Source organism: Streptomyces sp. HUAS MG56, assembly GCF_058673395.1.
Window position 1 is genome coordinate 7,706,533 of record NZ_CM178722.1, and the last position, 19,170, is coordinate 7,725,702.

The window sequence follows — 19,170 nt, forward strand, 5'->3', positions numbered from 1 at the left end:
GTCAGCCCCACAGCACCGCCCCCAGCCACGCGCCCGCGATCAGCAGGCAGGCGAACAGTTCGGCCAGCACGCTGGAGCCGCCCGAGCGCATCGCCGTACGCAGCGCGGCCATCGCCTCGCCGTGCCGGCCCAGGCGCAGCCGCTCGTGCAGGTAGATCCCGGCCATGAAGCCCGGCAGCGCGCCCACCACCGGAAGCAGGACGAAGCCGAGGAACGCCCCGCCGCCCGCGTACACCGCCATCCGCGGCGTGGCACCGCTCTGCCGCAGCCGGCGCGGCGGCAGCGCCCAGCGCACGGCCAGCGACAGCAGCAGCACGGCGGTCGCACCCACGAGGACGGACCAGGCCAGCGGCTGCGGATCCGTCAGCGCCCACCACAGCACGGCGGCCCACACCAGCCACGACCCCGGCACCCCGGGCACCAGCACTCCGCACAGGCCGAGCACGATCACCACGCCGACCAGCAGGAGTTCCGACACTCCCATCTGCCCAGAGTGCCGGAGAAGCCACGGAACGGCAGGACCGCGCCCCGGGACAGCGGCGCGGGGCGCTGCTCAGGAGCGGGTGACCCAGCCCCGTTCGAAGGCGTGCCAGCCCAGTTGCAGTCGCGTCGTCACACCGGCCAGCTCCATCAGCCGCCGCACCCGGCGCTGCACCGTGCGCAGGCCCAGATCGAGCTGTTTCGCCACGCTCGCGTCGGTCAGCCCGGCCAGCAGCAGCGACAGCACCTCCAGATCGGTGCCGTCCGGGCCGTCCGGCCGCTCCTCGGCCGCCCCCGACGCGCCGATGCGCAGCGGCAGCGCCTCCCGCCACACCGACTCGAACAGCCCGGCGAGCAGCTCCAGCAGCCCGCTGGCGTGCACCACCAGCGCGGCCGGCTCCGCCGTCGTCGAGGTGAGCGGCACCATCGCCAGCGAGCGGTCGGCCACGACCAGCTTCGTCGGCACCCGGTCCGTCACCCGCACCCGCTCGTCGCGGCCGAGGGCGGCCGTCAGCTCGGTCACCGCGTGCGGCAGGTCCAGTGCCGCGCGCTCCACGACCACCCGGTAGCGCACCCCGCGTGCCGCCGCCCGCTCCTCCGCCTCGTTCTCCATGCCGGACACGACCTGGGGACGGGCGGTGACCAGCGCGCACACCTCCTGCGCCGCGCCCAGCTGGAGCTGGAGGAAGCGCTGGGCGACCGCCGAGGCGCCGGTGACCACCTCCACCAGGTCGTGCACCGCCGGTTCGGCCGCCGCCGCCCGGTACTCCTGCGCGAGCACGGCCGCCGCCAGCTCCGCCTTCTCCAGTTCGTGCCGCTGCTGGGTGAGCAGCGCGCCGAGCGCGACCCCCGGCGGAGCGGCCACCCAGCGGCCGGGCCGGGCCGGGGACTGCGCGGCGAGCCCCTGCCGCTCCAGCCGGCGCAGCGCCCGCTCCGTGTCCGGCTCGGCCAGCGTCAGACGGCGCGCCAGATCGCCCACCTCGGCCGCGCCGACGGACACCAGCGCCCGGTACGCCGCCTCGTGCGTGTCGTCCAGCCCTATCGCTGCCAGCATCGGCCTTCGCCCCTCCCACGAGCCACCACACGCCACGGTCACGTCATTTCGGCGGGCCCGGCCTGGCGGAAACCGGCCACGGCGCAAACCCGCCGCGGAACATCATCGCCGCTGTGCGGGTGACTCTGCCAAGGTGGCAGCACCTGGGGCAGGTGGTCGCGATCGCGATTCACAGCCTCGTCTCAGGAAACCAAGCCACAATCCGGCCATCCGACCGGAGCCGTTCACCCGGCCCGGTCGCGCGGAACGTGGCCCGGGCCCGTACGTGTGCGAGACACGCGAAGGGGATTCGGGGCCGGGCCACCGCGGACGTCGCCGGGCGGTCCTCCCGTGGGGGGTGGGGCCGCCCGGCGGCCATCAGCCTTCTTTCGTACGGCAGTTCACCCCCTCACCCGACCCGCTGCCGGGTGTGGCCGTGGGCGGCGGAATTTCCCGATGCGCCGTTTCCCCGCGGCCCCCGCGGTGGACAATTACCGGCATGAGCCAGCAGGGGGGAAGGCCCGCCCGTTCCGAGGACGACTGGTGGGGGCAGCTGTACGACGACTCCACCGCGGACACGGGCCCCACGACGGCACCCGATTCCCTGGACGACCGCTTCGCCTCCGCGAAGAACACGGTGACGGGACCGCGTACAGGGGGCACGGGGAGCACCGGGGGCACCGGGAGCGCGCAGGACCGGGCGCCCGGGGAGCCCGCGCTGCCGTCGCAGCGCACGACCGGGCCCCCGGCCACCCCCGAACAGCCCGCCACCGCCGCCGCGCCCCCGGAACCGGCACCGGCCCCGGAACCGGCCCCGGTGCCGGTGCCGAACTCCTCCTCACCAGCGGTCCCGCCCCCGCCGCCCTCCGCGCTCGACTACGTGGGGTCCGGGCCGCCCACCTACGACCCCGAGCCGACCGCGCTGCCCGTCGCCGAGCCCGACGCGCTGGGGGAGCTGGTCGCGGACACCGTGCTGGACGGGGCCCGGTACGGGGCGTGCACGCTGCGGGCCGTGTCGTTGCGGGGGGACTCGGCGCGGTTCCGGGGCGAGCCGCGGCGGGACGCGGTGCTCACCGCGCGGTTCGGGACGGGGGAGCGGGCGCTGGTGCTCGTCGCGGTGGCGACCGGGGCGCGGGCCACGCCGGGGGCGCATCTGGCCGCGGCCGAGGCGTGCCGGTGGATCGGGCGGGCCGTGGGGCGCAGCCACCCCGGGCTGGTGGAGGACATCCGGGCGGCCCGGCGCGGCGAGCTGAAGTCGGGGCTGGGCCGGCTGGCCGACCGCAGCCTCGGCAGGCTCCGGGCGAGCGCGGCCGAGCAGGGCCTCGACCCTGGGGAGTACACGGCGAGCCTGCGCTGTCTGCTGCTGCCGGGCGATCCGGACTGCCGTACGCGCGTGTTCTTCGGCGTCGGCGACGGAGGGCTGTTCCGGCTGCGGGACGGCGTCTGGCAGGACATCGAGCCGCAGCCCGCGCCGGACGACGACACCGCCGCGCCCCTGACGTCCGAGGGCGACCGGTTCACCATGGACCTCGGCATCCCCACCCCGCCGAGCCCGTACGAGCCGGCCCCGCAGCCGCCGCGCGAGCCGTTCCGCTTCCGCGCCTGCCTCGCCCGGCCGGGTGACGCCCTGGTGATGTGCAGCGCCGGCCTGGCCGAGCCGCTGCGCGGCGAGCCCGCGCTCGGCGCCTACCTGGCCCGCCGCTGGTCCGGTCGTACCCCGCCCGGCCTCGCCGCGTTCCTCGCGGACACCCAGGTGCGGGTGAAGGGTTACGCCGACGACCGTACGGCGGCGGCCGTGTGGGAGGCGTGAGCGCCGGCCCTGTGACTGTATGGAGGCATGGCCAAACAGAACGTCGCCGAGCAGTTCGTCGACATCCTCGTCCGCGCCGGCGTACGCCGTCTGTACGGGGTGGTCGGCGACAGCCTCAACCCCGTCGTGGACGCCGTGCGCCGCAACTCCGCCATCGACTGGATCCATGTCCGCCACGAGGAGAGCGCCGCGTTCGCGGCCGGCGCCGAGGCGCAGATCACCGGCAGGCTGGCCGCCTGCGCCGGCTCCTGCGGCCCGGGCAACCTGCACCTGATCAACGGCCTCTACGACGCCCACCGCTCGATGGCCCCGGTGCTCGCCCTCGCCTCGCAGATCCCCTCCAGCGAGATCGGCCTCGGCTACTTCCAGGAGACCCACCCCGACCGGCTCTTCCAGGAGTGCAGCCACTACAGCGAGCTGATCTCCAACGCCCGGCAGATGCCCCGGCTGCTCCAGAGCGCCATCCAGCACGCGGTCGGCCGAAGCGGCGTGAGCGTCGTCTCGCTCCCCGGTGACATCGCCGCCGAGCCGGCCCCGGAGAAGGCCGCGCAGAGCGCCCTCGTCACCTCCCGGCCCACCGTCCGCCCCGGCGACGCCGAGATCGACGCGCTCGCCGGGATGATCGACGAGGCCGGCCGGGTCACCCTGTTCTGCGGCAGCGGCACCGCCGGCGCGCACGCCGAGGTGATGGAGTTCGCCGGGCGGATCAAGTCGCCGGTGGGGCACGCCCTGCGCGGCAAGGAGTGGATCCAGTACGACAACCCGTACGACGTCGGCATGAGCGGCCTGCTCGGCTACGGCGCCGCCTACGAGGCCACCCACGGGTGCGACCTGCTGATCCTGCTCGGCACCGACTTCCCGTACAACGCCTTCCTGCCCGACGACGTAAGGATCGCGCAGGTCGACGTACGGCCCGAGGTGCTCGGCCGCCGCTCGCGGCTCGACCTCGCGGTGTGGGGCGACGTACGCGAGACGTTGCGCTGTCTGATCCCGCGGGTGAAGGAGAAGACCGACCGGCGTTTCCTCGACCGGATGCTGAAGAAACACGCCGACGCGCTGGAGGGCGTGGTCAAGGCGTACACCCGCAAGGTCGACAAGCACATCCCGATCCACCCCGAGTACGTGGCCGCCGTCCTCGACGAAGTCGCCGACGACGACGCCGTGTTCACCGTCGACACCGGCATGTGCAACGTGTGGGCGGCCCGCTACGTCTCGCCCAACGGGCGCCGCCGGATCATCGGTTCGTTCTCGCACGGGTCGATGGCGAACGCGCTGCCCATGGCGATCGGCGCCCAGTTCACCGACCGGGGCCGGCAGGTGGTGTCGATGTCGGGCGACGGCGGGTTCGCCATGCTGATGGGCGACTTCCTCACGCTCGTGCAGTACGACCTCCCCGTCAAGGTCGTCCTGTTCGACAACTCCTCCCTCGGCATGGTCGAGCTGGAGATGCTGGTCGCCGGACTGCCCTCGTACGGCACCGCCAACGTCAACCCCGACTTCGCCGCCGTCGCGCGGGCCTGCGGGGCGTACGGGGTGCGGGTGGAGAAGCCCAAGCAGCTCGCCGGGGCGCTCAGGGACGCCTTCAAGCACCGGGGACCGGCGCTGGTGGACGTCGTCACCGACCCGAACGCGCTGTCCATCCCGCCGAAGATCAGCGCCGAGATGGTCACCGGGTTCGCGCTGTCCGCGTCCAGGATCGTGCTGGACGGCGGCGTCGGCCGGATGCTCCAGATGGCCCGCTCCAATCTGCGCAACGTGCCGCGGCCCTAGGCCGCCTCCTCATGGCGACCGGAGGGGCGGGTTTCGGCCAGTTTCACGGGGTGTGACGGGGTGCCGACGGCCGGTGCCGGGCGCATCTGCCCGGCCGTTCCGGGGCGTCCGTGGCGGCCGGCGCCCTCCCGGGAGGCCGGGACGCGGGTGCGGCACGGCCCGCCGGGCAGCCCGCACGCCCCGCGCCCGTGGCCGAACAGCGGTCCTCGGGCGGGGGCCAGGACTGCCGGGGTTTCTGCTGGGCAAGCATCCCCCGTGAACGTGTTCGACCAGGAGGGGCAGGGGGACATCGTGCGGGCGGGGGTCATGAAGAGGCAGGCACGAGGGGGCGGGCCCATGGTCGTCGGGGCCGCCACGGACACGACGGGGGAAGAGGCCGGCACCACCACGGACCACGCGCACCGGTTCCGGCGCAGGCTGGGGCGGGCGGATCTGCGGGCGGTGCCCGAGGCCCGGCGGGAGCTGCGCGAACTGCTGCGGCACTGGGGCAAGCCCGGCCGCTCGGAGATCGCCGAACTGCTCACCAGCGAACTGGTCACCAACGCGCTCGTCCACACCGACGACGACGCGGTCCTCACGGCCGTCGTGGCGCCGGGCGGACTGCGCGTGGAGGTACGGGACTTCGTGGCCGGCAGACCGGAGCCGCGAGGGCCGGAGACGGACGAGGACACCCACGGCCGGGGCCTGGTGCTGGTGCAGTCCCTCGCGGACGCCTGGGGCGTACGGCCGCACGGCGTGGGCAAGTCGGTGTGGTTCGAACTGGGCGCCGAGGCGGCGTGAGCGCGCGGGCGGCGCACAACGGGCCGGGGGCGTGACCCGTACGGTCACGCCCCCGGCCCGGAACAGGCGTACGGCGTCCTAGCCGAACTGCTGCTCCAGGTCCTTCAGCTTGCGCTCCAGGGAGTCCAGGCGCGGCAGTGCCATGGTGTCGTCCTCCGCGGTGAGATCGACGGTCACCGGCTCAGATCCGCTGCGGACCGGCTGCAGGGAGGGACGGGCGCGCACGGGCAGTTGCTCCGCGCCGGATATGGCAGGCTCCGCGGCGACTTCGGCGGGGGCGCGCTCGACGGCGCCCACCTCGACCTCGACCTGGCGGCCGGCGCGTCCGACGAAGCCGCGGTGGCCCCGGCTGATGGCCTTCAGCTGGGCGCGTTCGATGCGCTGCTGGTCACGCCTGCGCTGCCGCGTCTCGTCCTTCTGCCGCTTGTCGTCGCGGACCTCCTCGACCGCCTCGTCGAGGCTGCGCACGCCCTCCAGGAGCATCAGCGACCAGGCCTTGTAGGTCTCGCGGGGGGCGCGCAGCCAGCGCACGATGCGGATCTGCGGCAGCGGACGCGGCACCAGGCCCTGCTCGCGCAGCGCGGCCCGGCGGGTCTGCTTCAGGGCGCGGTCGAACAGGACGGCCGCCGACAGCGACATGCCGGAGAAGAACTGGGGGGCACCGGCGTGGCCGGCGCCCCGGGGCGCGTGCACCCAGTTGAACCAGGCCGCCGCGGCGGCGAACATCCACACCAGGATCCGGGAGCCGAGCGCCGCGTCACCGTGGCTGGCCTCGCGCACGGCGAGCACCGAGCAGAACATCGCCGCGCCGTCCAGGCCGAACGGCACCAGGTACTGCCAGCCGTCCGTCAGCCCCAGGTTCTGCTCGCCGAAGCCGACGAGACCGTGGAAGGAGAGGGCTGCGGCGACCGCCGCACAGCAGAACAGGAGCACATAGGAGGCCGTGCCGTAGATGGCCTCTTTGCGTCTGCGGCGCTCCTCGCTGCGCTCCCAGGAGTCGTCCGCGCTCGCGTTCTCCCCGGAGGAGCGCTTGCCGCGCGCGAGCACCGCCACCGCCGCCAGCATGCCCAGGAGCAGTACGGCGCCCGGAAGCAGCCAGTTCAGCGATATGTCGGTCAGCTTCATCAGGGGTCCCTTGCATTGGGATAGGGCGTAACGCCCGCCATAGTGGCCCACGCCCGACGGCCCTCAGGGGGTTTCGGGGCAAGAGGCCGCCAAGGAGGTGCAAGGGGATGCCCACGGACGGCGTTCTGCTCGAACTGCCGCATGAGGGGCGGGAGTTGAGTTCGAATAAGAGTACCCGCACGGATGGTGCCGCGGAAAGTTCCCGTGACGTGTGAGGGGGTTGTGAAAGGGGGGGGGGGCGGGTCGCCGCAGATGATCTTAGCGGACGGGCCGTGCCGTCTTGATCACACCGAGGCGAGTCTGGCTGTATCGATTCAGCGACGGCGGGCCGGTGAGTTTGACCCTCCGGGTTCTGCGCCTAAGGTGCTTGACGGACAGGTGACAACCCGCCGTTAATGGCCCAAGTACCGACAAGCCGCCAGGAGGATCCCGTGGACCCCGTGAAGCAGGGCACCCAGGGCTGCGCCCGGGTGCCCGCGCAGGCACGCGTGGCGCAGGTCTCCGGCCCCTCCGGCGGCTCCTGGGAGCGGGAGGACGCGCCGCCCGGCGCGCGCGGCGAGCACCCGCACGCCGAGCCGCCGATACCCGGGCCCCGGGCCGCGGTGCAGCGCTCCTCGGTGCGCGGCCAGATCCTGGACGCGCTGCGCACCGCGCTCGTGACCGGCGAGCTGGAGCCGGGCGAGGTGTACTCGGCGCCGGTGCTCGGCGAGCGCTTCGGGGTCTCGGCGACGCCCGTGCGGGAGGCCATGCAGCAGCTCGCCCAGGAGGGCGCCGTCGAGGTCGTGCCCAACCGGGGCTTCCGGGTCGTCCGGCGCGGTGCGCGGGAGCTGTCCGAGCTGGCGGAGGTGCGCGGGCTCATCGAGGTGCCGGTGATGCTGCGGCTCGCCCGTACGGTGCCGGCCGAGCGGTGGGCCGAGCTGCGGCCGCTGGCGGAGGAGACGGTCCGCGCGGCGGCCGCCGGCTGTCCGGCCACGTACGCCGAGTCCGACCGGGCCTTCCACGCCGCGCTCCTCGCCCTGTCCGGCAACGAACAGCTGGTCCGCATCGCCTCCGACCTGCACCGCCGCTCCCAGTGGCCGCCGGTGCGGCAGGGGCGCGGGTATCTGGTCGCCGACGCGGCGGAGCACATGGCGCTGCTGGAGGCGCTGGTCGCGGGGGACGTGGACGTGGTGCGGGGGCTGGTGTCGGAGCACTTCGCGGGCGCGTGCTGAGCGGGGCGGGTGAGCGCCGCGGGGGTTGTGCCGTCTGCCGGGTGCGGCCCGGTGGGGCTGTCCGCGCCCGGGCGGCGAAGCCGCGTATCGGGACCGCCCCGCGCCCCCAGGGGGTTGCCCGCACCCGGCGACGCGGCTGTACTCCCTACGCCGTCGCCACCCCCGGCGCCGGCGGGGCCAACTGCCGTGCCAGCCACGTCGGTACGCCGCCCAGCAGGCGGAACAGGCGCCGCGCCTCCTCCCGCAGCCGGGACGCCTCCGGCTCGGACTCCGCGTCGGCCAGGGAGGCCAGTGCCGGGGCCGTGCCGACCAGGTAGCCCAACTCCTCCCTGATCCGCAGGGATTCGGCGAAGCCGTGCCGCGCCTCGGCCAACTCGCCGTCGCGCAGGGCGAGTCCGGCCAGGTGGCGCCAGGTGAAGGACAGCAGGAGCGGGTCGGCGTGGGCCGTGGCGCCCGCGTGGGCCCGGCGGTAGGCCGCGCGGGCCGCCTGCGGGGAGCGCGTCAGGTTCTCGGCCAGCAGGCCCCGCCGGAAGTCCAGCAGGGCCCGGCCCGCCCCGCCCGGCGGGATCAGCGCCGCCGCCCGGCCCAGTGCCGCCCGCGCCTCGTCCGCGCGGTCGCGCACCGTGTGCAGCGTTGCGGCGTAGGCCAGTTGGCCGCGCTCGCAGGCCGCCGCGCCGCGCTCCTCGTCGGTGTGCGCGAGCGCCTCCGCCGTACGCAGCGCGTCCTCCGCCTCCGCCCAGCCCCGCTCGGTGTACAGACACCGTTCGACCAGCAGCGCGGCCCGCTGGAGGGCCGACGCGGGCGTGTCGTGCGGCAGCAGGGCCGCCGCGTCCGCCCAGCAGGCCCGCGAGCGCAGCCGCCACACCGCGGTCTGGAGCGGATCGTCACCGGCGGTCGTTCCGTTGCCAGACATGGCGGAGTGCGCCACGTTGCCCTCCCCGAGCACGCCATCGAGCTGTTGAGTGGTGGCGGCATTCCAGCACCGATCGACGGGCCGGGCCAAGGGGGTGGGTGAAAGTTTTCACAAAGTAGTGGGGTGTTGGCGTGACCGCTTTTGCGCGTCCTGCCCCCACGCGCCCCCGCTGACCTCAGCTCATCCGCAGGGCCAGGAAGAAGTCCAGCTTGTCCTCCAGGCGCGAGAGGTCCCGTCCCGTCAACTGCTCGATCCGGCCGACCCGGTAGCGCAGCGTGTTGACATGCAGGTGGAGCCGGGTGGCGCAGCGGGTCCAGGAGCCGTCGCAGTCGAGGAACGCCTCCAGGGTCGGGATCAGCTCGGCCCGGTGGCGACGGTCGTAGTCGGTCAGCGGGTCCAGCAGCCGGGCCGTGAAGGCGCGGCGGACGTCGTCCGGGACGAACGGCAGCAGCAGGACGTGCGAGGCCAGCTCCTGGTGGCCGGCCGCGCAGACCCGGCCCGGGCGGGCGGCGGCCACCCGGCGGGCGTGCCGGGCCTCCTCCAGGGCGCCGCGCAGGCCCTCCGCCGAGTGCACGGCCGCGCTGACGCCGAGGGTGAGCCGCCCGTCGTCGTCCAGGCCCGCCGACAGCGGCTCGCGCACGGCCTTCAGCAGGGCGTCGGCGAGCAGCCCGGTCTCGGAGCCGTCGTGCTCGGTGGAGACCGCCGGGAGGGGGACCAGGGCGATCGCCTCGTCGCCGGTGTGCGCGACCGCGATCCGGTCCGACGGCTCCGGGCCCGTGGCCTGCGGGTCGACCAGCACCTCCTCCAGCAGCGACTGGGCGACCGGGCCGCCCTCGACCTGCTCGCCGTCCCACTCCACGCGGGCCACCACGACCTGCCAGTGCGGGGCCGTGCCGAGCCCGGGCAGCAGCACCGGGGCGGCCACGCGCAGCCGGGCCGCGATCTCGGCGGGCGCGGCGCCCGTCTGGACCAGTTCCAGGACCTCCTGGGCGAGCCGGCGCCGCACCGTGCGCGCCGCGTCCCGGCGGTCCCGCTCGACCGCGATCAGCTGGGTCACGCCCTGGAGCAGGTCCATGCGCTCCTCGGGCCAGTCGCCCGCGTCCGCCTCGACGGCCAGCAGCCAGTCCGACAGGACCGTCTCGCGCACGTCGCGGGCGGCCTGCGGGGCGCGGCCGGTGGAGCGGATCGGGAAGAGGGAGTACGTGGCGCCGCCCAGCAGGACCCGGTGCGGGCCGCGCCGCCCGGTGCGGGTGGCGGCCAGGTGCTCGGCGGCGAGCTTCGCGCAGGTCTCGGCGGGCAGGCCGGGGCCCGCCTCCTTGGAGCCGGCGATCAGCCGGCCGGTGGGGGAGAGCACCCAGGCGCGCAGGTCCAGGTCGGTGCCGAGCAGGTCCAGGACGACGTCCGGGCCGCCGCCCGCCGGGCCCGAGGTCATCATCCGCCGGTGCCGGTCCACCACGGCCGCCAGGTCCCCGGCGCGCTCGCTGGAGACCTGCCGTACGACGTGCTCGGTGATCGTCGCGAAGGCCACCGACTCGTGCACCGCGAACAGCGGCAGCCGGTGCCGGGCGCAGGCCAGCACCAGGTCCTCCGGCACGTCGCCCAGCTCCGCCTCACCGGCCGCGAGGGCCGCCACCCCGGCCTGCACCAGGATGCGGACGAACGGTTCGGAGTCGTCGGCGTCCCGACGCCAGGCGAGACCCGTCAGCACCAGCTCGCCGCCGGAGAGGTACCGGCTCGGGTCGCGCAGGTCGGTCGTCATGACCCCGCGCACCGAGCGGTCCAGCTCCTCCTCGCCGCCGAGCAGCCGCAGCCCCAGCACATCGGTGTCCAGAAGTGCGCGCAGCCGCATCTCGTCGCCGCCGTTCTTGTGTCTCGAAACCTACGATGGATCTTGGAGGGTGACGCGGGAAGGGCCCGGCACGGAGCCGTACAGGGCGCAGTCCGGAGTCTCCGCAGTGTTTCCTGCGTTTCCCCAGGAAATCGGAGAGGTTACCGATGACCTCCGTTCATACGAATCTACAAGATGCCCGTGGTGGCCAGCCAACTCCTTCATGGTTTCGGTGACTGACCCCGCCGGAGTACGGGGCGGTGTACTGAGTCCACTCCGCGTTAACAGGACATGAACGAGCCGCGCCCGCCGCACACGGATTGGCTCAATCTGCACGACTCACGAGACGAAGAAGAGAGCCGGTCATGGACTTCCTTCGCCCCGCCAGCTGGGAGGAGGCGCTCGCCGCGAAGGCCGAGCACCCCACCGCTGTGCCGATTGCGGGTGGCACCGATGTGATGGTCGAGATCAACTTCGACCACCGCCGGCCCGAGTACCTGCTGGACCTCAACCGCATCGGTGAGCTCACCGAGTGGGAGATCGGCGAGGAGAGCGTACGGCTGGGTGCCTCCGTCCCGTACACGAAGATCATGGAGAATCTCCGTGCCGAGCTGCCGGGCCTGGCGCTCGCCTCGCACACGGTCGCCTCCCCGCAGATCCGCAACCGCGGCGGCGTCGGCGGCAACCTCGGCACGGCCTCGCCCGCCGGTGACGCCCACCCCGCCCTCCTCGCCGCCGGCGCCGAGGTCGAGGCGGAGTCCGCGGCCCGCGGCACCCGACTCATCCCGATCGACGAGTTCTACACGGGCGTCAAGCGCAACGCGCTCCAGCCCGACGAGCTGATCCGCGCCGTGCACGTCAAGAAGGCCGACGGACCCCAGCAGTACTCCAAGGTCGGCACCCGCAACGCCATGGTCATCGCCGTGTGCGCCTTCGGTCTCGCGCTGCACCCCGAGACGCGCACCGTGCGCACCGGCATCGGCTCGGCCGCGCCCACCCCCGTGCGGGCCAAGGCCGCCGAGGAGTTCCTGAACGCCGCGCTGGAGGAAGGCGGCTTCTGGGACAACGGCAAGATCATCACCCCGTCGGTCGCCAAGCAGTTCGCGGACCTGTGCTCCGGCGCCTGCAACCCGATCGACGACGTCCGGGGCACCGCGAGCTACCGCCGCCACGCGGTCGGTGTCATGGCCCGCCGGACGCTGACCTGGACCTGGGAGTCGTACCGCGGCGCCCGCCGCGCATCTGAGGGAGCTGCGTAATGCGCGTCAACTTCACCGTCAACGGACGTCCGCAGGAGGCCGACGACGTCTGGGAGGGCGAGTCCCTGCTGTACGTCCTGCGCGAGCGCCTCGGCCTGCCCGGCTCGAAGAACGCCTGCGAGCAGGGCGAGTGCGGCTCCTGCACCGTGCGCCTGGACGGCGTGCCGGTCTGTTCCTGCCTGGTCGCGGCCGGCCAGGTCGAGGGGCGTGACGTCGTGACCGTCGAGGGCCTCGCGGACTTCGCCAAGGAGCGGTCCTGCGGCACGGGTGCCTGCGGTACGACGCTGCAGGACGCCCAGCAGTGGACGGCCAAGCCCGCCTCCGACTCGCAGACCGGCGAGGGCACCGAACTCAGCCCCGTCCAGCAGGCGTTCATCGACGCCGGCGCCGTCCAGTGCGGCTTCTGCACCCCGGGTCTGCTCGTCGCCTCCGACGAACTCCTGGAGCGCAACCCGAACCCGAGCGACGCGGACATCCGCGAGGCGCTGTCGGGCAACCTGTGCCGCTGCACGGGCTACGAGAAGATCATGGACGCGGTCCGCCTCGCGGCCGCCCGCCAGTCCGAGGGGGTCTGACAGACATGCCGACCAACGGCGCTCCTACGAAGATCACGCAGGGCTCGCAGACCAAGGGCGGCATCGGCGAGTCCACGCTCCGCCCGGACGGCACCCTCAAGGTCACCGGCGAGTTCGCGTACTCGTCCGACATGTGGCACGAGGACATGCTGTGGGGCCAGATCCTGCGCTCCACCGTCGCGCACGCCGAGATCGTCTCGATCGACACCTCCGAGGCCCTCGCCATGCCGGGTGTGTACGCGATCATGACGTACGACGACCTGCCCACCGAGGTGAAGAACTACGGCCTGGAGATCCAGGACACCCCGGTCCTCGCGCACGGCAAGGTGCGCCACCACGGCGAGCCGGTCGCGATCGTCGCCGCCGACCACCCGGAGACGGCCCGCCGCGCCGCCGCCAAGATCAAGGTCGACTACCGGGAACTCCCGGTCATCACCGACGAGGCCTCCGCGACCGCGCCGGACGCGATCCTCGTCCACGAGGGCCGCGACGACCACCACTCGGGCCACGTCCCGCACCCCAACATCGTGCACCGCCAGCCGATCGTCCGCGGCGACGCGGACGAGGCCGCGAAGCGCGCCGATGTGATCGTGAAGGGCGAGTACACCTTCGGCATGCAGGACCAGGCCTTCCTCGGCCCCGAGTCCGGCCTCGCCGTGCCCGAGGAGGACGGCGGCGTCCACCTCTACATCGCCACCCAGTGGCTCCACTCCGACCTGCGCCAGATCGCGCCCGTCCTCGGCCTGCCCGAGGACAAGGTGCGGATGACGCTGGCCGGCGTCGGCGGCGCGTTCGGCGGCCGCGAGGACCTGTCGATGCAGATCCACGCCTGCCTGCTCGCCCTGCGCACCGGCAAGCCCGTCAAGATCGTCTATAACCGGTTCGAGTCCTTCTTCGGACACGTCCACCGCCACCCGGCCAAGCTGTACTACGAGCACGGGGCCACGCGCGACGGCAAGCTGACGCACATGAAGTGCCGGATCGTCCTGGACGGCGGCGCCTACGCCTCCGCCTCCCCGGCGGTCGTCGGCAACGCCTCCTCGCTCTCCGTCGGCCCGTACGTCATCGACGACGTCGACATCGAGGCCATCGCCCTCTACACCAACAACCCGCCCTGCGGCGCCATGCGCGGCTTCGGCGCGGTCCAGGCGTGCTTCGCCTACGAGGCCCAGATGGACAAGCTGGCGAAGCGGCTCGGCATGGACCCGGTGGAGTTCCGGCAGCTCAACGCCATGGAGCAGGGGACCATCATGCCGACCGGGCAGCCGGTCGACTCCCCGGCCCCCGTCGCCGAACTGCTGCGCCGCATCAAGGCGATGCCGCTGCCGCCCGAGCGCCAGTGGGAGTCCAGCGAGGGCGCCGACGTACGGCAGCTGCCCGGCGGTCTGTCCAACACCACGCACGGCGAGGGCGTCGTACGCGGTGTCGGCTACGCGGTCGGCATCAAGAACGTCGGCTTCTCCGAGGGCTTCGACGACTACTCCACCGCCAAGGTCCGCATGGAGGTCATCGGCGGCGAGCCGGTCGCCACCGTGCACACCGCGATGGCGGAGGTCGGCCAGGGCGGTGTCACCGTCCACGCGCAGATCGCCCGCACCGAGCTCGGCGTCACCCAGGTGACCATCCACCCGGCCGACACCCAGGTGGGCTCGGCGGGTTCGACCTCGGCCTCCCGGCAGACGTACGTCACCGGCGGCGCCGTGAAGCACACCTGCGAACTCGTCCGCGAGAAGGTCCTGGAGCTCGGCCGCCGCAAGTTCGGCAGCTACCACCCGGCCTGGGCGACCGCCGAACTCCTGCTGGAGGGCGGCAAGGTCGTCACCGACGGCGGCGAGGTCCTCGGCGACCTGGCCGCCGTCCTGGAGGGCGAGAGCGTCGAGATCGAGGCGGAGTGGCGGCACCGGCCGACCGAGGCCTTCGACCTGCACACCGGGCAGGGCAACGGCCATGTCCAGTACTCCTTCGCCGCGCACCGCGCCGTCGTCGAGGTCGACACCGAACTCGGCCTGGTCAAGGTCATCGAACTGGCCTGCGCCCAGGACGTCGGCAAGGCGCTCAACCCGCTCTCCGTCGTCGGCCAGATCCAGGGCGGCACGACCCAGGGCCTGGGCGTCGCGGTGATGGAGGAGATCATCGTCGACCCGAAGACGGCGAAGGTCAGGAACCCCTCCTTCACCGACTACCTGATCCCGACCATCCTCGACACGCCGACCATCCCGGTCGACGTCCTCGAACTCGCCGACGACCACGCCCCGTACGGGCTGCGCGGCATCGGCGAGGCCCCCACCCTGTCGTCCACCCCGGCCGTCCTCGCGGCGATCCGGAACGCGACCGGGCTGGAGCTCAACCGCACTCCGGTACGGCCCGAGCACCTCACGGGGACCTGACCCTTCGGGGTTCCAACCGGTTTTCCCCCGGGGGGACTTCGTCCCCCCGGCCCCCCCACTGTTCGTCTCGGGCCGTCCCCCGGGTCGTCCAATCCCAAATCTCGTGCCGACAAGGAATGGCACGGGTGCCCCTGTGAACCTTGGGAGTTGGCCCATGACCCAGCAGTCAGTGGAGCCCAGGACCGCAGCCGACGACGCCGGTGACGGCAGCCGCGTCCCGGCCGGACGGTCCTGGCTCGACCGGTACTTCCACATCTCCATAAGAGGATCCTCGGTCGCGCGTGAGGTGCGCGGCGGCATCACCACCTTCATGGCGATGGCCTACATCCTCCTGCTCAACCCGCTCATCCTGTCCGGCAAGGACGTCCACGGCGACACGCTCGGCCAGAAGGCGCTGATCACCGCGACCGCGCTGGCCGCCGCGTTCACCACGCTATTGATGGGCTTCGTCGGCAAGGTGCCGCTCGCGCTCGCCGCCGGCCTGTCCGTCTCGGGCGTGCTGTCCTCGCAGGTCGCCCCCAACATGACCTGGCCGCAGGCCATGGGCATGTGCGTGATGTACGGCGTGGTCATCATGCTGCTGGTCGTCACCGGCCTGCGCGAGATGATCATGAACGCGATCCCGCTCGCGCTCAAGCACGGCATCACCATGGGCATCGGCCTGTTCATCGCGCTCATCGGACTCTACAAGTCCGGCTTCGTGCACAAGGGCGCGGAGACCCCGCTCAGCCTCGGCCCGGCGGGCCAGCTCACCGGCTGGCCGGTGCTGCTCTTCGCCGGCACCCTGCTGCTGATCTTCATGCTCCAGGCCCGCAACGTCCCCGGCGCCATCCTCATCGGCATCGTCTCCGGCACGATCGTCGCCTCGGTCCTCAACGGCCTCGGCGTCATCGACCCCAAGCAGTGGGCCAACGGCGCCCCCGAACTGCACGGCAGCGCCGTGTCGATGCCCGACTTCTCGCTCCTCGGGCACGTCGAGTTCGGCGGCTGGGGCAAGGTCGGCGCGATGACGATCGCCATGATCGTCTTCACCCTCGTGCTCGCCGGCTTCTTCGACGCGATGGCCACCATCATCGGCGTCGGCACCGAGGCCGAGCTGGCCGACGACAAGGGCCGGATGCCCGGCCTGTCCAAGGCGCTGTTCATCGACGGCATGGGCGGTGCGATCGGCGGCGTGGCGGGCGGCTCGGGCCAGACGGTCTTCATCGAGTCCGCGACCGGCGTCGGCGAGGGTGCCCGCACGGGCCTCGCCTCCGTCGTCACCGGTCTGTTCTTCGCGGCCTGCCTCTTCTTCACCCCGGTCACCGCGATCGTCCCGCAGGAGGTCGCCTCCGCGGCCCTGGTCGTCATCGGCGCCATGATGCTGATGAACGCCCGGCACGTGGACTGGGCCGACCGCGCCACCGCGATCCCGGTCTTCCTGACCGTCGTCCTGATGCCGTTCACGTACACCATCACCACCGGTGTCGCCGCGGGCGTCATCTCCTACACCGCCATCAAGGCCGCCCAGGGCAAGGCCCGCGAGATCGGCGCATTCATGTGGGGTCTGACGGTCGTCTTCCTGATCTACTTCGCCCTTCATCCCGTCGAGGCCTGGCTCGGCGTCCACTAGCCGGGCCGACGCCCGGGGAAACCAACCCCGTGAGGAGATCGAGAGATGCTGGACATCGCCGAGGAGCTGAACCGGTGGGTCGAGCAGGGCCGTGACTTCGCCGTCGCCACCGTCGTGGCCGTCGGCGGCAGCGCCCCGCGCCAGCCCGGTGCCGCCCTCGCGGTGGACGCCGACGGCACCGCGATCGGCTCGGTCTCCGGCGGGTGTGTGGAGGGCGCCGTGTACGAGCTGTGCCGGCAGGCGCTCCAGGACGGCGAGACCGTGCTCGAACGCTTCGGCTACAGCGACGAGGACGCCTTCGCCGTCGGCCTGACCTGCGGCGGAATCATCGACATCCTCGTCACACCGGTCCGGGCGGACGGTCCCGCCCGGCCGGTGCTCGCAGCCGCGCTGGCCGCCGCCGCCCGTGGGGAGGCGGCGGCGGTCGCGCGGATCGTGGACGGCCCGGCCGAGCTGCGGGGCCGGGCCCTCCTCGTCCGCCCCGACGGCTCGTACGACGGCGGCTTCGGTGCCCACCCCGAACTGGACCGCACCGTTGCCGCCGAGGCCGTCGCCTTCCTGGACGCGGGCCGCACCGGCACCCTGGAGATCGGTGAACAGGGCTCGCGCTGCGGCGCCCCGCTCACGGTCCTGGTGGAGTCGTCCGTCCCCGCCCCCCGCATGATCGTCTTCGGTGCCATCGACTTCGCCTCCGCGCTGGTGCGCGTCGGCAAGTTCCTCGGCTACCACGTCACCGTGTGCGACGCCCGCCCGGTGTTCGCGACCCGCACCCGCTTCCCGGAGGCCGACGAGATCGTCGTCGAGTGGCCGCACCGGTACCTGGAGCGCACCGACACCGACGCCCGCACGGTGCTGTGCGTCCTCACCCACGACGCCAAGTTCGACGTGCCGCTGCTGCGGCTCGCCCTGCGGCTCCCGGTCGCCTACGTCGGCGCGATGGGCTCGCGCCGCACCCACCTCGACCGCAACCAGCGGCTGCGCGACGTCGGCGTCACCGAACTCGAACTCGCCCGGCTGCGCTCGCCCATCGGCCTCGACCTCGGTGCCCGTACGCCCGAGGAGACGGCCCTGTCCATCGGCGCGGAGATCGTCGCCTGCCGGCGCGGCGGCAGCGGGGTCGCACTGACCGGCGCACACACCCCGATCCACCACGACCCGGTGTCCCGGCCGGCGGTGCGGATCGGCTCGGTGGCCTGAGCGGCCGGCGCCAAAAGGGTTTGCGGGGCGGTGCCGGGCCCGGCTTGCATGGGGCCATGGTGCCCACCGACCGGCTGGCCGCCTTCGCGGCGCTGTCCCTCCTGCTCATCGTGGTGCCCGGCCCCAGCGTGCTGTTCGTGGTCGGCCGCGCCCTCGCGCACGGCCGCCGGGCCGCGCTGACCACCGTCGCCGGCAACACCCTCGGCGCGTACGCGCTCGTCGCGGCCGTCGCACTCGGCGTCGGCTCGGTCGTGGAGCGCTCGGTGCTCGTCTTCACCGGCCTGAAGCTCGCGGGCGCCGCGTATCTCGTGTACCTCGGCGTCACGGCGTGGCGCCGACGGGGTTCGCTGCGGGCCGCGTTCGCGCAGCCGGGCGGCGGCACCGGGCACGGGTCCCTGCGGACCCTGGGGGAGGGCTTCGCCGTCGGCGTGGCCAACCCGAAGACGATGGTGTTCTTCGCCGCGGTGCTGCCGCAGTTCGTGGATCCCCGTCAGGGGCACGTCACCGGGCAGATGCTGCTGCTCGGACTGGTCTTCAACGTCATCGCGCTGGCCTCGGACAGCGTGTGGGGGCTGGTCGCCTCCGGCGCGCGGGAGTGGTTCGCGCGCTCGCCGCGACGGCTGTCCGCCGTCGGCGGGATCGGCGGACTGACCATGATCGGGCTCGGGGTGACGGTGGCGGTGACGGGGCGGAAGGACTGAGTTCCCCGGACGCGCGAGGGCACACCGCGCGCCGCTCACGGCCGTCGGAGCAACCCGTTGACCGCTCGCCCGAACACCACGGTCGCCGCGCGTTCCAGTACGCCGTCGAGGAGCCGCGGGGCGAACCGCACCCGCAGCTCCTCCCGCCACACCACCCTGCTGCGACCCCCCGGCCCCGGCGCGACCTCGATCTCCGCCCAGCCCAGCACCACCCGCCCCCGCTTCTCCAGGCGGCACAGACCGGGGCGGTCGCCGGCGGGCGGGCGCCAGACGGTGACCTCCATGACGTCGTCGACGGCCAGCGGACCGAGGCCGGAGCGGGCGACGAAACGCGTGCCCGTCCCGGTCGGCGGGGGTGTGAGCACGCTGATCCGGGTCAGCGGGACCGCGTCGGCGTGGCGGGGCCACTCGGTGAGCCGGCGCCACGCCTCGTCGAGGGGGAGCGGGGCCGTGCGGGTGAAGGAAAAGATCGGCACGGCAGGATCGTAG

The 19,170-nt window shown here is 73.3% G+C and carries 16 protein-coding genes; 10 read left to right on the top strand and 6 right to left on the bottom strand.

What is annotated here, in order from left to right:
* Position 1: 1 nt before the first annotated feature.
* The gene (locus tag AC4OXY_RS36075; protein WP_356035322.1) at positions 2-484 is read right to left on the bottom strand and encodes a DUF456 domain-containing protein; all 483 of its coding nucleotides are present in this window, start codon (positions 482-484) and stop codon (positions 2-4) included.
* 69 nt (positions 485-553) lie between these two features.
* Positions 554-1,534, bottom strand: a complete 981-nt coding sequence (locus AC4OXY_RS36080) for a helix-turn-helix domain-containing protein (protein WP_362821202.1) — start codon at positions 1,532-1,534, stop codon at positions 554-556.
* A gap of 478 nt (positions 1,535-2,012) precedes the next feature.
* Here AC4OXY_RS36080 and AC4OXY_RS36085 point away from each other — a divergent pair, with 478 nt between their 5' ends.
* The 3 genes from AC4OXY_RS36085 (at position 2,013) to AC4OXY_RS36095 (ending at position 5,873) form a co-directional block, all read left to right on the top strand.
* Positions 2,013-3,323, top strand: a complete 1,311-nt coding sequence (locus tag AC4OXY_RS36085) for a protein phosphatase 2C domain-containing protein (RefSeq protein ID WP_491991713.1) — start codon at positions 2,013-2,015, stop codon at positions 3,321-3,323.
* A gap of 27 nt (positions 3,324-3,350) precedes the next feature.
* Positions 3,351-5,093, top strand: coding sequence for a pyruvate dehydrogenase (locus AC4OXY_RS36090; protein ID WP_362821204.1), 1,743 nt, complete (start codon positions 3,351-3,353; stop codon positions 5,091-5,093).
* Positions 5,094-5,429: 336 nt separating this feature from the next.
* Positions 5,430-5,873, top strand: coding sequence for an ATP-binding protein (locus AC4OXY_RS36095; RefSeq protein ID WP_356035346.1), 444 nt, complete (start codon positions 5,430-5,432; stop codon positions 5,871-5,873).
* A 78-nt stretch (positions 5,874-5,951) separates the two neighbouring features.
* Here AC4OXY_RS36095 and AC4OXY_RS36100 read toward each other — a convergent pair whose 3' ends face one another.
* The gene (locus AC4OXY_RS36100) at positions 5,952-6,998 is read right to left on the bottom strand and encodes a DUF2637 domain-containing protein (protein WP_356035313.1); all 1,047 of its coding nucleotides are present in this window, start codon (positions 6,996-6,998) and stop codon (positions 5,952-5,954) included.
* Positions 6,999-7,438: 440 nt separating this feature from the next.
* Here AC4OXY_RS36100 and AC4OXY_RS36105 point away from each other — a divergent pair, with 440 nt between their 5' ends.
* Positions 7,439-8,209: a GntR family transcriptional regulator gene (locus AC4OXY_RS36105; RefSeq protein WP_491994688.1), complete on the top strand. Its 771-nt coding sequence runs from the start codon at positions 7,439-7,441 to the stop codon at positions 8,207-8,209.
* Positions 8,210-8,354: 145 nt separating this feature from the next.
* On the opposite strand, the gene AC4OXY_RS36110 is transcribed toward AC4OXY_RS36105, so the two are convergent.
* On the bottom strand, positions 8,355-9,122 hold the full coding sequence (locus tag AC4OXY_RS36110; protein WP_356035310.1) for a hypothetical protein: 768 nt from the start codon (positions 9,120-9,122) through the stop codon (positions 8,355-8,357).
* A 175-nt stretch (positions 9,123-9,297) separates the two neighbouring features.
* Positions 9,298-10,971: a PucR family transcriptional regulator gene (locus tag AC4OXY_RS36115; protein ID WP_356035307.1), complete on the bottom strand. Its 1,674-nt coding sequence runs from the start codon at positions 10,969-10,971 to the stop codon at positions 9,298-9,300.
* 344 nt (positions 10,972-11,315) lie between these two features.
* Here AC4OXY_RS36115 and AC4OXY_RS36120 point away from each other — a divergent pair, with 344 nt between their 5' ends.
* The 6 genes from AC4OXY_RS36120 (at position 11,316) to AC4OXY_RS36145 (ending at position 18,681) form a co-directional block, all read left to right on the top strand.
* Positions 11,316-12,209: an FAD binding domain-containing protein gene (locus tag AC4OXY_RS36120; RefSeq protein ID WP_356035305.1), complete on the top strand. Its 894-nt coding sequence runs from the start codon at positions 11,316-11,318 to the stop codon at positions 12,207-12,209.
* A complete protein-coding gene (locus tag AC4OXY_RS36125) occupies positions 12,209-12,784 on the top strand; it encodes a (2Fe-2S)-binding protein (RefSeq protein WP_356035302.1) in 576 nt (191 codons plus the stop codon). The genes AC4OXY_RS36120 and AC4OXY_RS36125 overlap by 1 nt, the downstream gene beginning before the upstream one ends.
* Before the next feature lie 5 nt (positions 12,785-12,789).
* Positions 12,790-15,171, top strand: coding sequence for a xanthine dehydrogenase family protein molybdopterin-binding subunit (locus tag AC4OXY_RS36130; protein WP_491991714.1), 2,382 nt, complete (start codon positions 12,790-12,792; stop codon positions 15,169-15,171).
* Between the two features lie 154 nt (positions 15,172-15,325).
* Positions 15,326-16,783, top strand: coding sequence for an NCS2 family permease (locus AC4OXY_RS36135; RefSeq protein WP_356035296.1), 1,458 nt, complete (start codon positions 15,326-15,328; stop codon positions 16,781-16,783).
* A gap of 45 nt (positions 16,784-16,828) precedes the next feature.
* Positions 16,829-17,980 (top strand): XdhC family protein, encoded by a 1,152-nt coding sequence (locus AC4OXY_RS36140; RefSeq protein ID WP_356035293.1) that lies wholly within the window; start codon positions 16,829-16,831, stop codon positions 17,978-17,980.
* Positions 17,981-18,036: 56 nt separating this feature from the next.
* The gene (locus AC4OXY_RS36145; protein ID WP_376286458.1) at positions 18,037-18,681 is read left to right on the top strand and encodes a LysE family translocator; all 645 of its coding nucleotides are present in this window, start codon (positions 18,037-18,039) and stop codon (positions 18,679-18,681) included.
* A gap of 35 nt (positions 18,682-18,716) precedes the next feature.
* Here AC4OXY_RS36145 and AC4OXY_RS36150 read toward each other — a convergent pair whose 3' ends face one another.
* A complete protein-coding gene (locus AC4OXY_RS36150) occupies positions 18,717-19,157 on the bottom strand; it encodes an SRPBCC family protein (RefSeq protein ID WP_356035288.1) in 441 nt (146 codons plus the stop codon).
* Positions 19,158-19,170 lie beyond the last annotated feature (13 nt).

Coding starts and splice junctions, on each gene's coding strand:
- AC4OXY_RS36125 (WP_356035302.1), top strand. CDS start 12,209: ATGCGCGTCAACTTCACCGTCAACGGACGTCCGCAGGAGGCCGACGAC.
- AC4OXY_RS36100 (WP_356035313.1), bottom strand. CDS start 6,998: ATGAAGCTGACCGACATATCGCTGAACTGGCTGCTTCCGGGCGCCGTA.
- AC4OXY_RS36075 (WP_356035322.1), bottom strand. CDS start 484: ATGGGAGTGTCGGAACTCCTGCTGGTCGGCGTGGTGATCGTGCTCGGC.
- AC4OXY_RS36135 (WP_356035296.1), top strand. CDS start 15,326: ATGACCCAGCAGTCAGTGGAGCCCAGGACCGCAGCCGACGACGCCGGT.
- AC4OXY_RS36095 (WP_356035346.1), top strand. CDS start 5,430: ATGGTCGTCGGGGCCGCCACGGACACGACGGGGGAAGAGGCCGGCACC.
- AC4OXY_RS36115 (WP_356035307.1), bottom strand. CDS start 10,971: ATGCGGCTGCGCGCACTTCTGGACACCGATGTGCTGGGGCTGCGGCTG.
- AC4OXY_RS36145 (WP_376286458.1), top strand. CDS start 18,037: ATGGTGCCCACCGACCGGCTGGCCGCCTTCGCGGCGCTGTCCCTCCTG.
- AC4OXY_RS36120 (WP_356035305.1), top strand. CDS start 11,316: ATGGACTTCCTTCGCCCCGCCAGCTGGGAGGAGGCGCTCGCCGCGAAG.
- AC4OXY_RS36090 (WP_362821204.1), top strand. CDS start 3,351: ATGGCCAAACAGAACGTCGCCGAGCAGTTCGTCGACATCCTCGTCCGC.
- AC4OXY_RS36085 (WP_491991713.1), top strand. CDS start 2,013: ATGAGCCAGCAGGGGGGAAGGCCCGCCCGTTCCGAGGACGACTGGTGG.
- AC4OXY_RS36130 (WP_491991714.1), top strand. CDS start 12,790: ATGCCGACCAACGGCGCTCCTACGAAGATCACGCAGGGCTCGCAGACC.
- AC4OXY_RS36110 (WP_356035310.1), bottom strand. CDS start 9,122: ATGTCTGGCAACGGAACGACCGCCGGTGACGATCCGCTCCAGACCGCG.
- AC4OXY_RS36080 (WP_362821202.1), bottom strand. CDS start 1,534: ATGCTGGCAGCGATAGGGCTGGACGACACGCACGAGGCGGCGTACCGG.
- AC4OXY_RS36140 (WP_356035293.1), top strand. CDS start 16,829: ATGCTGGACATCGCCGAGGAGCTGAACCGGTGGGTCGAGCAGGGCCGT.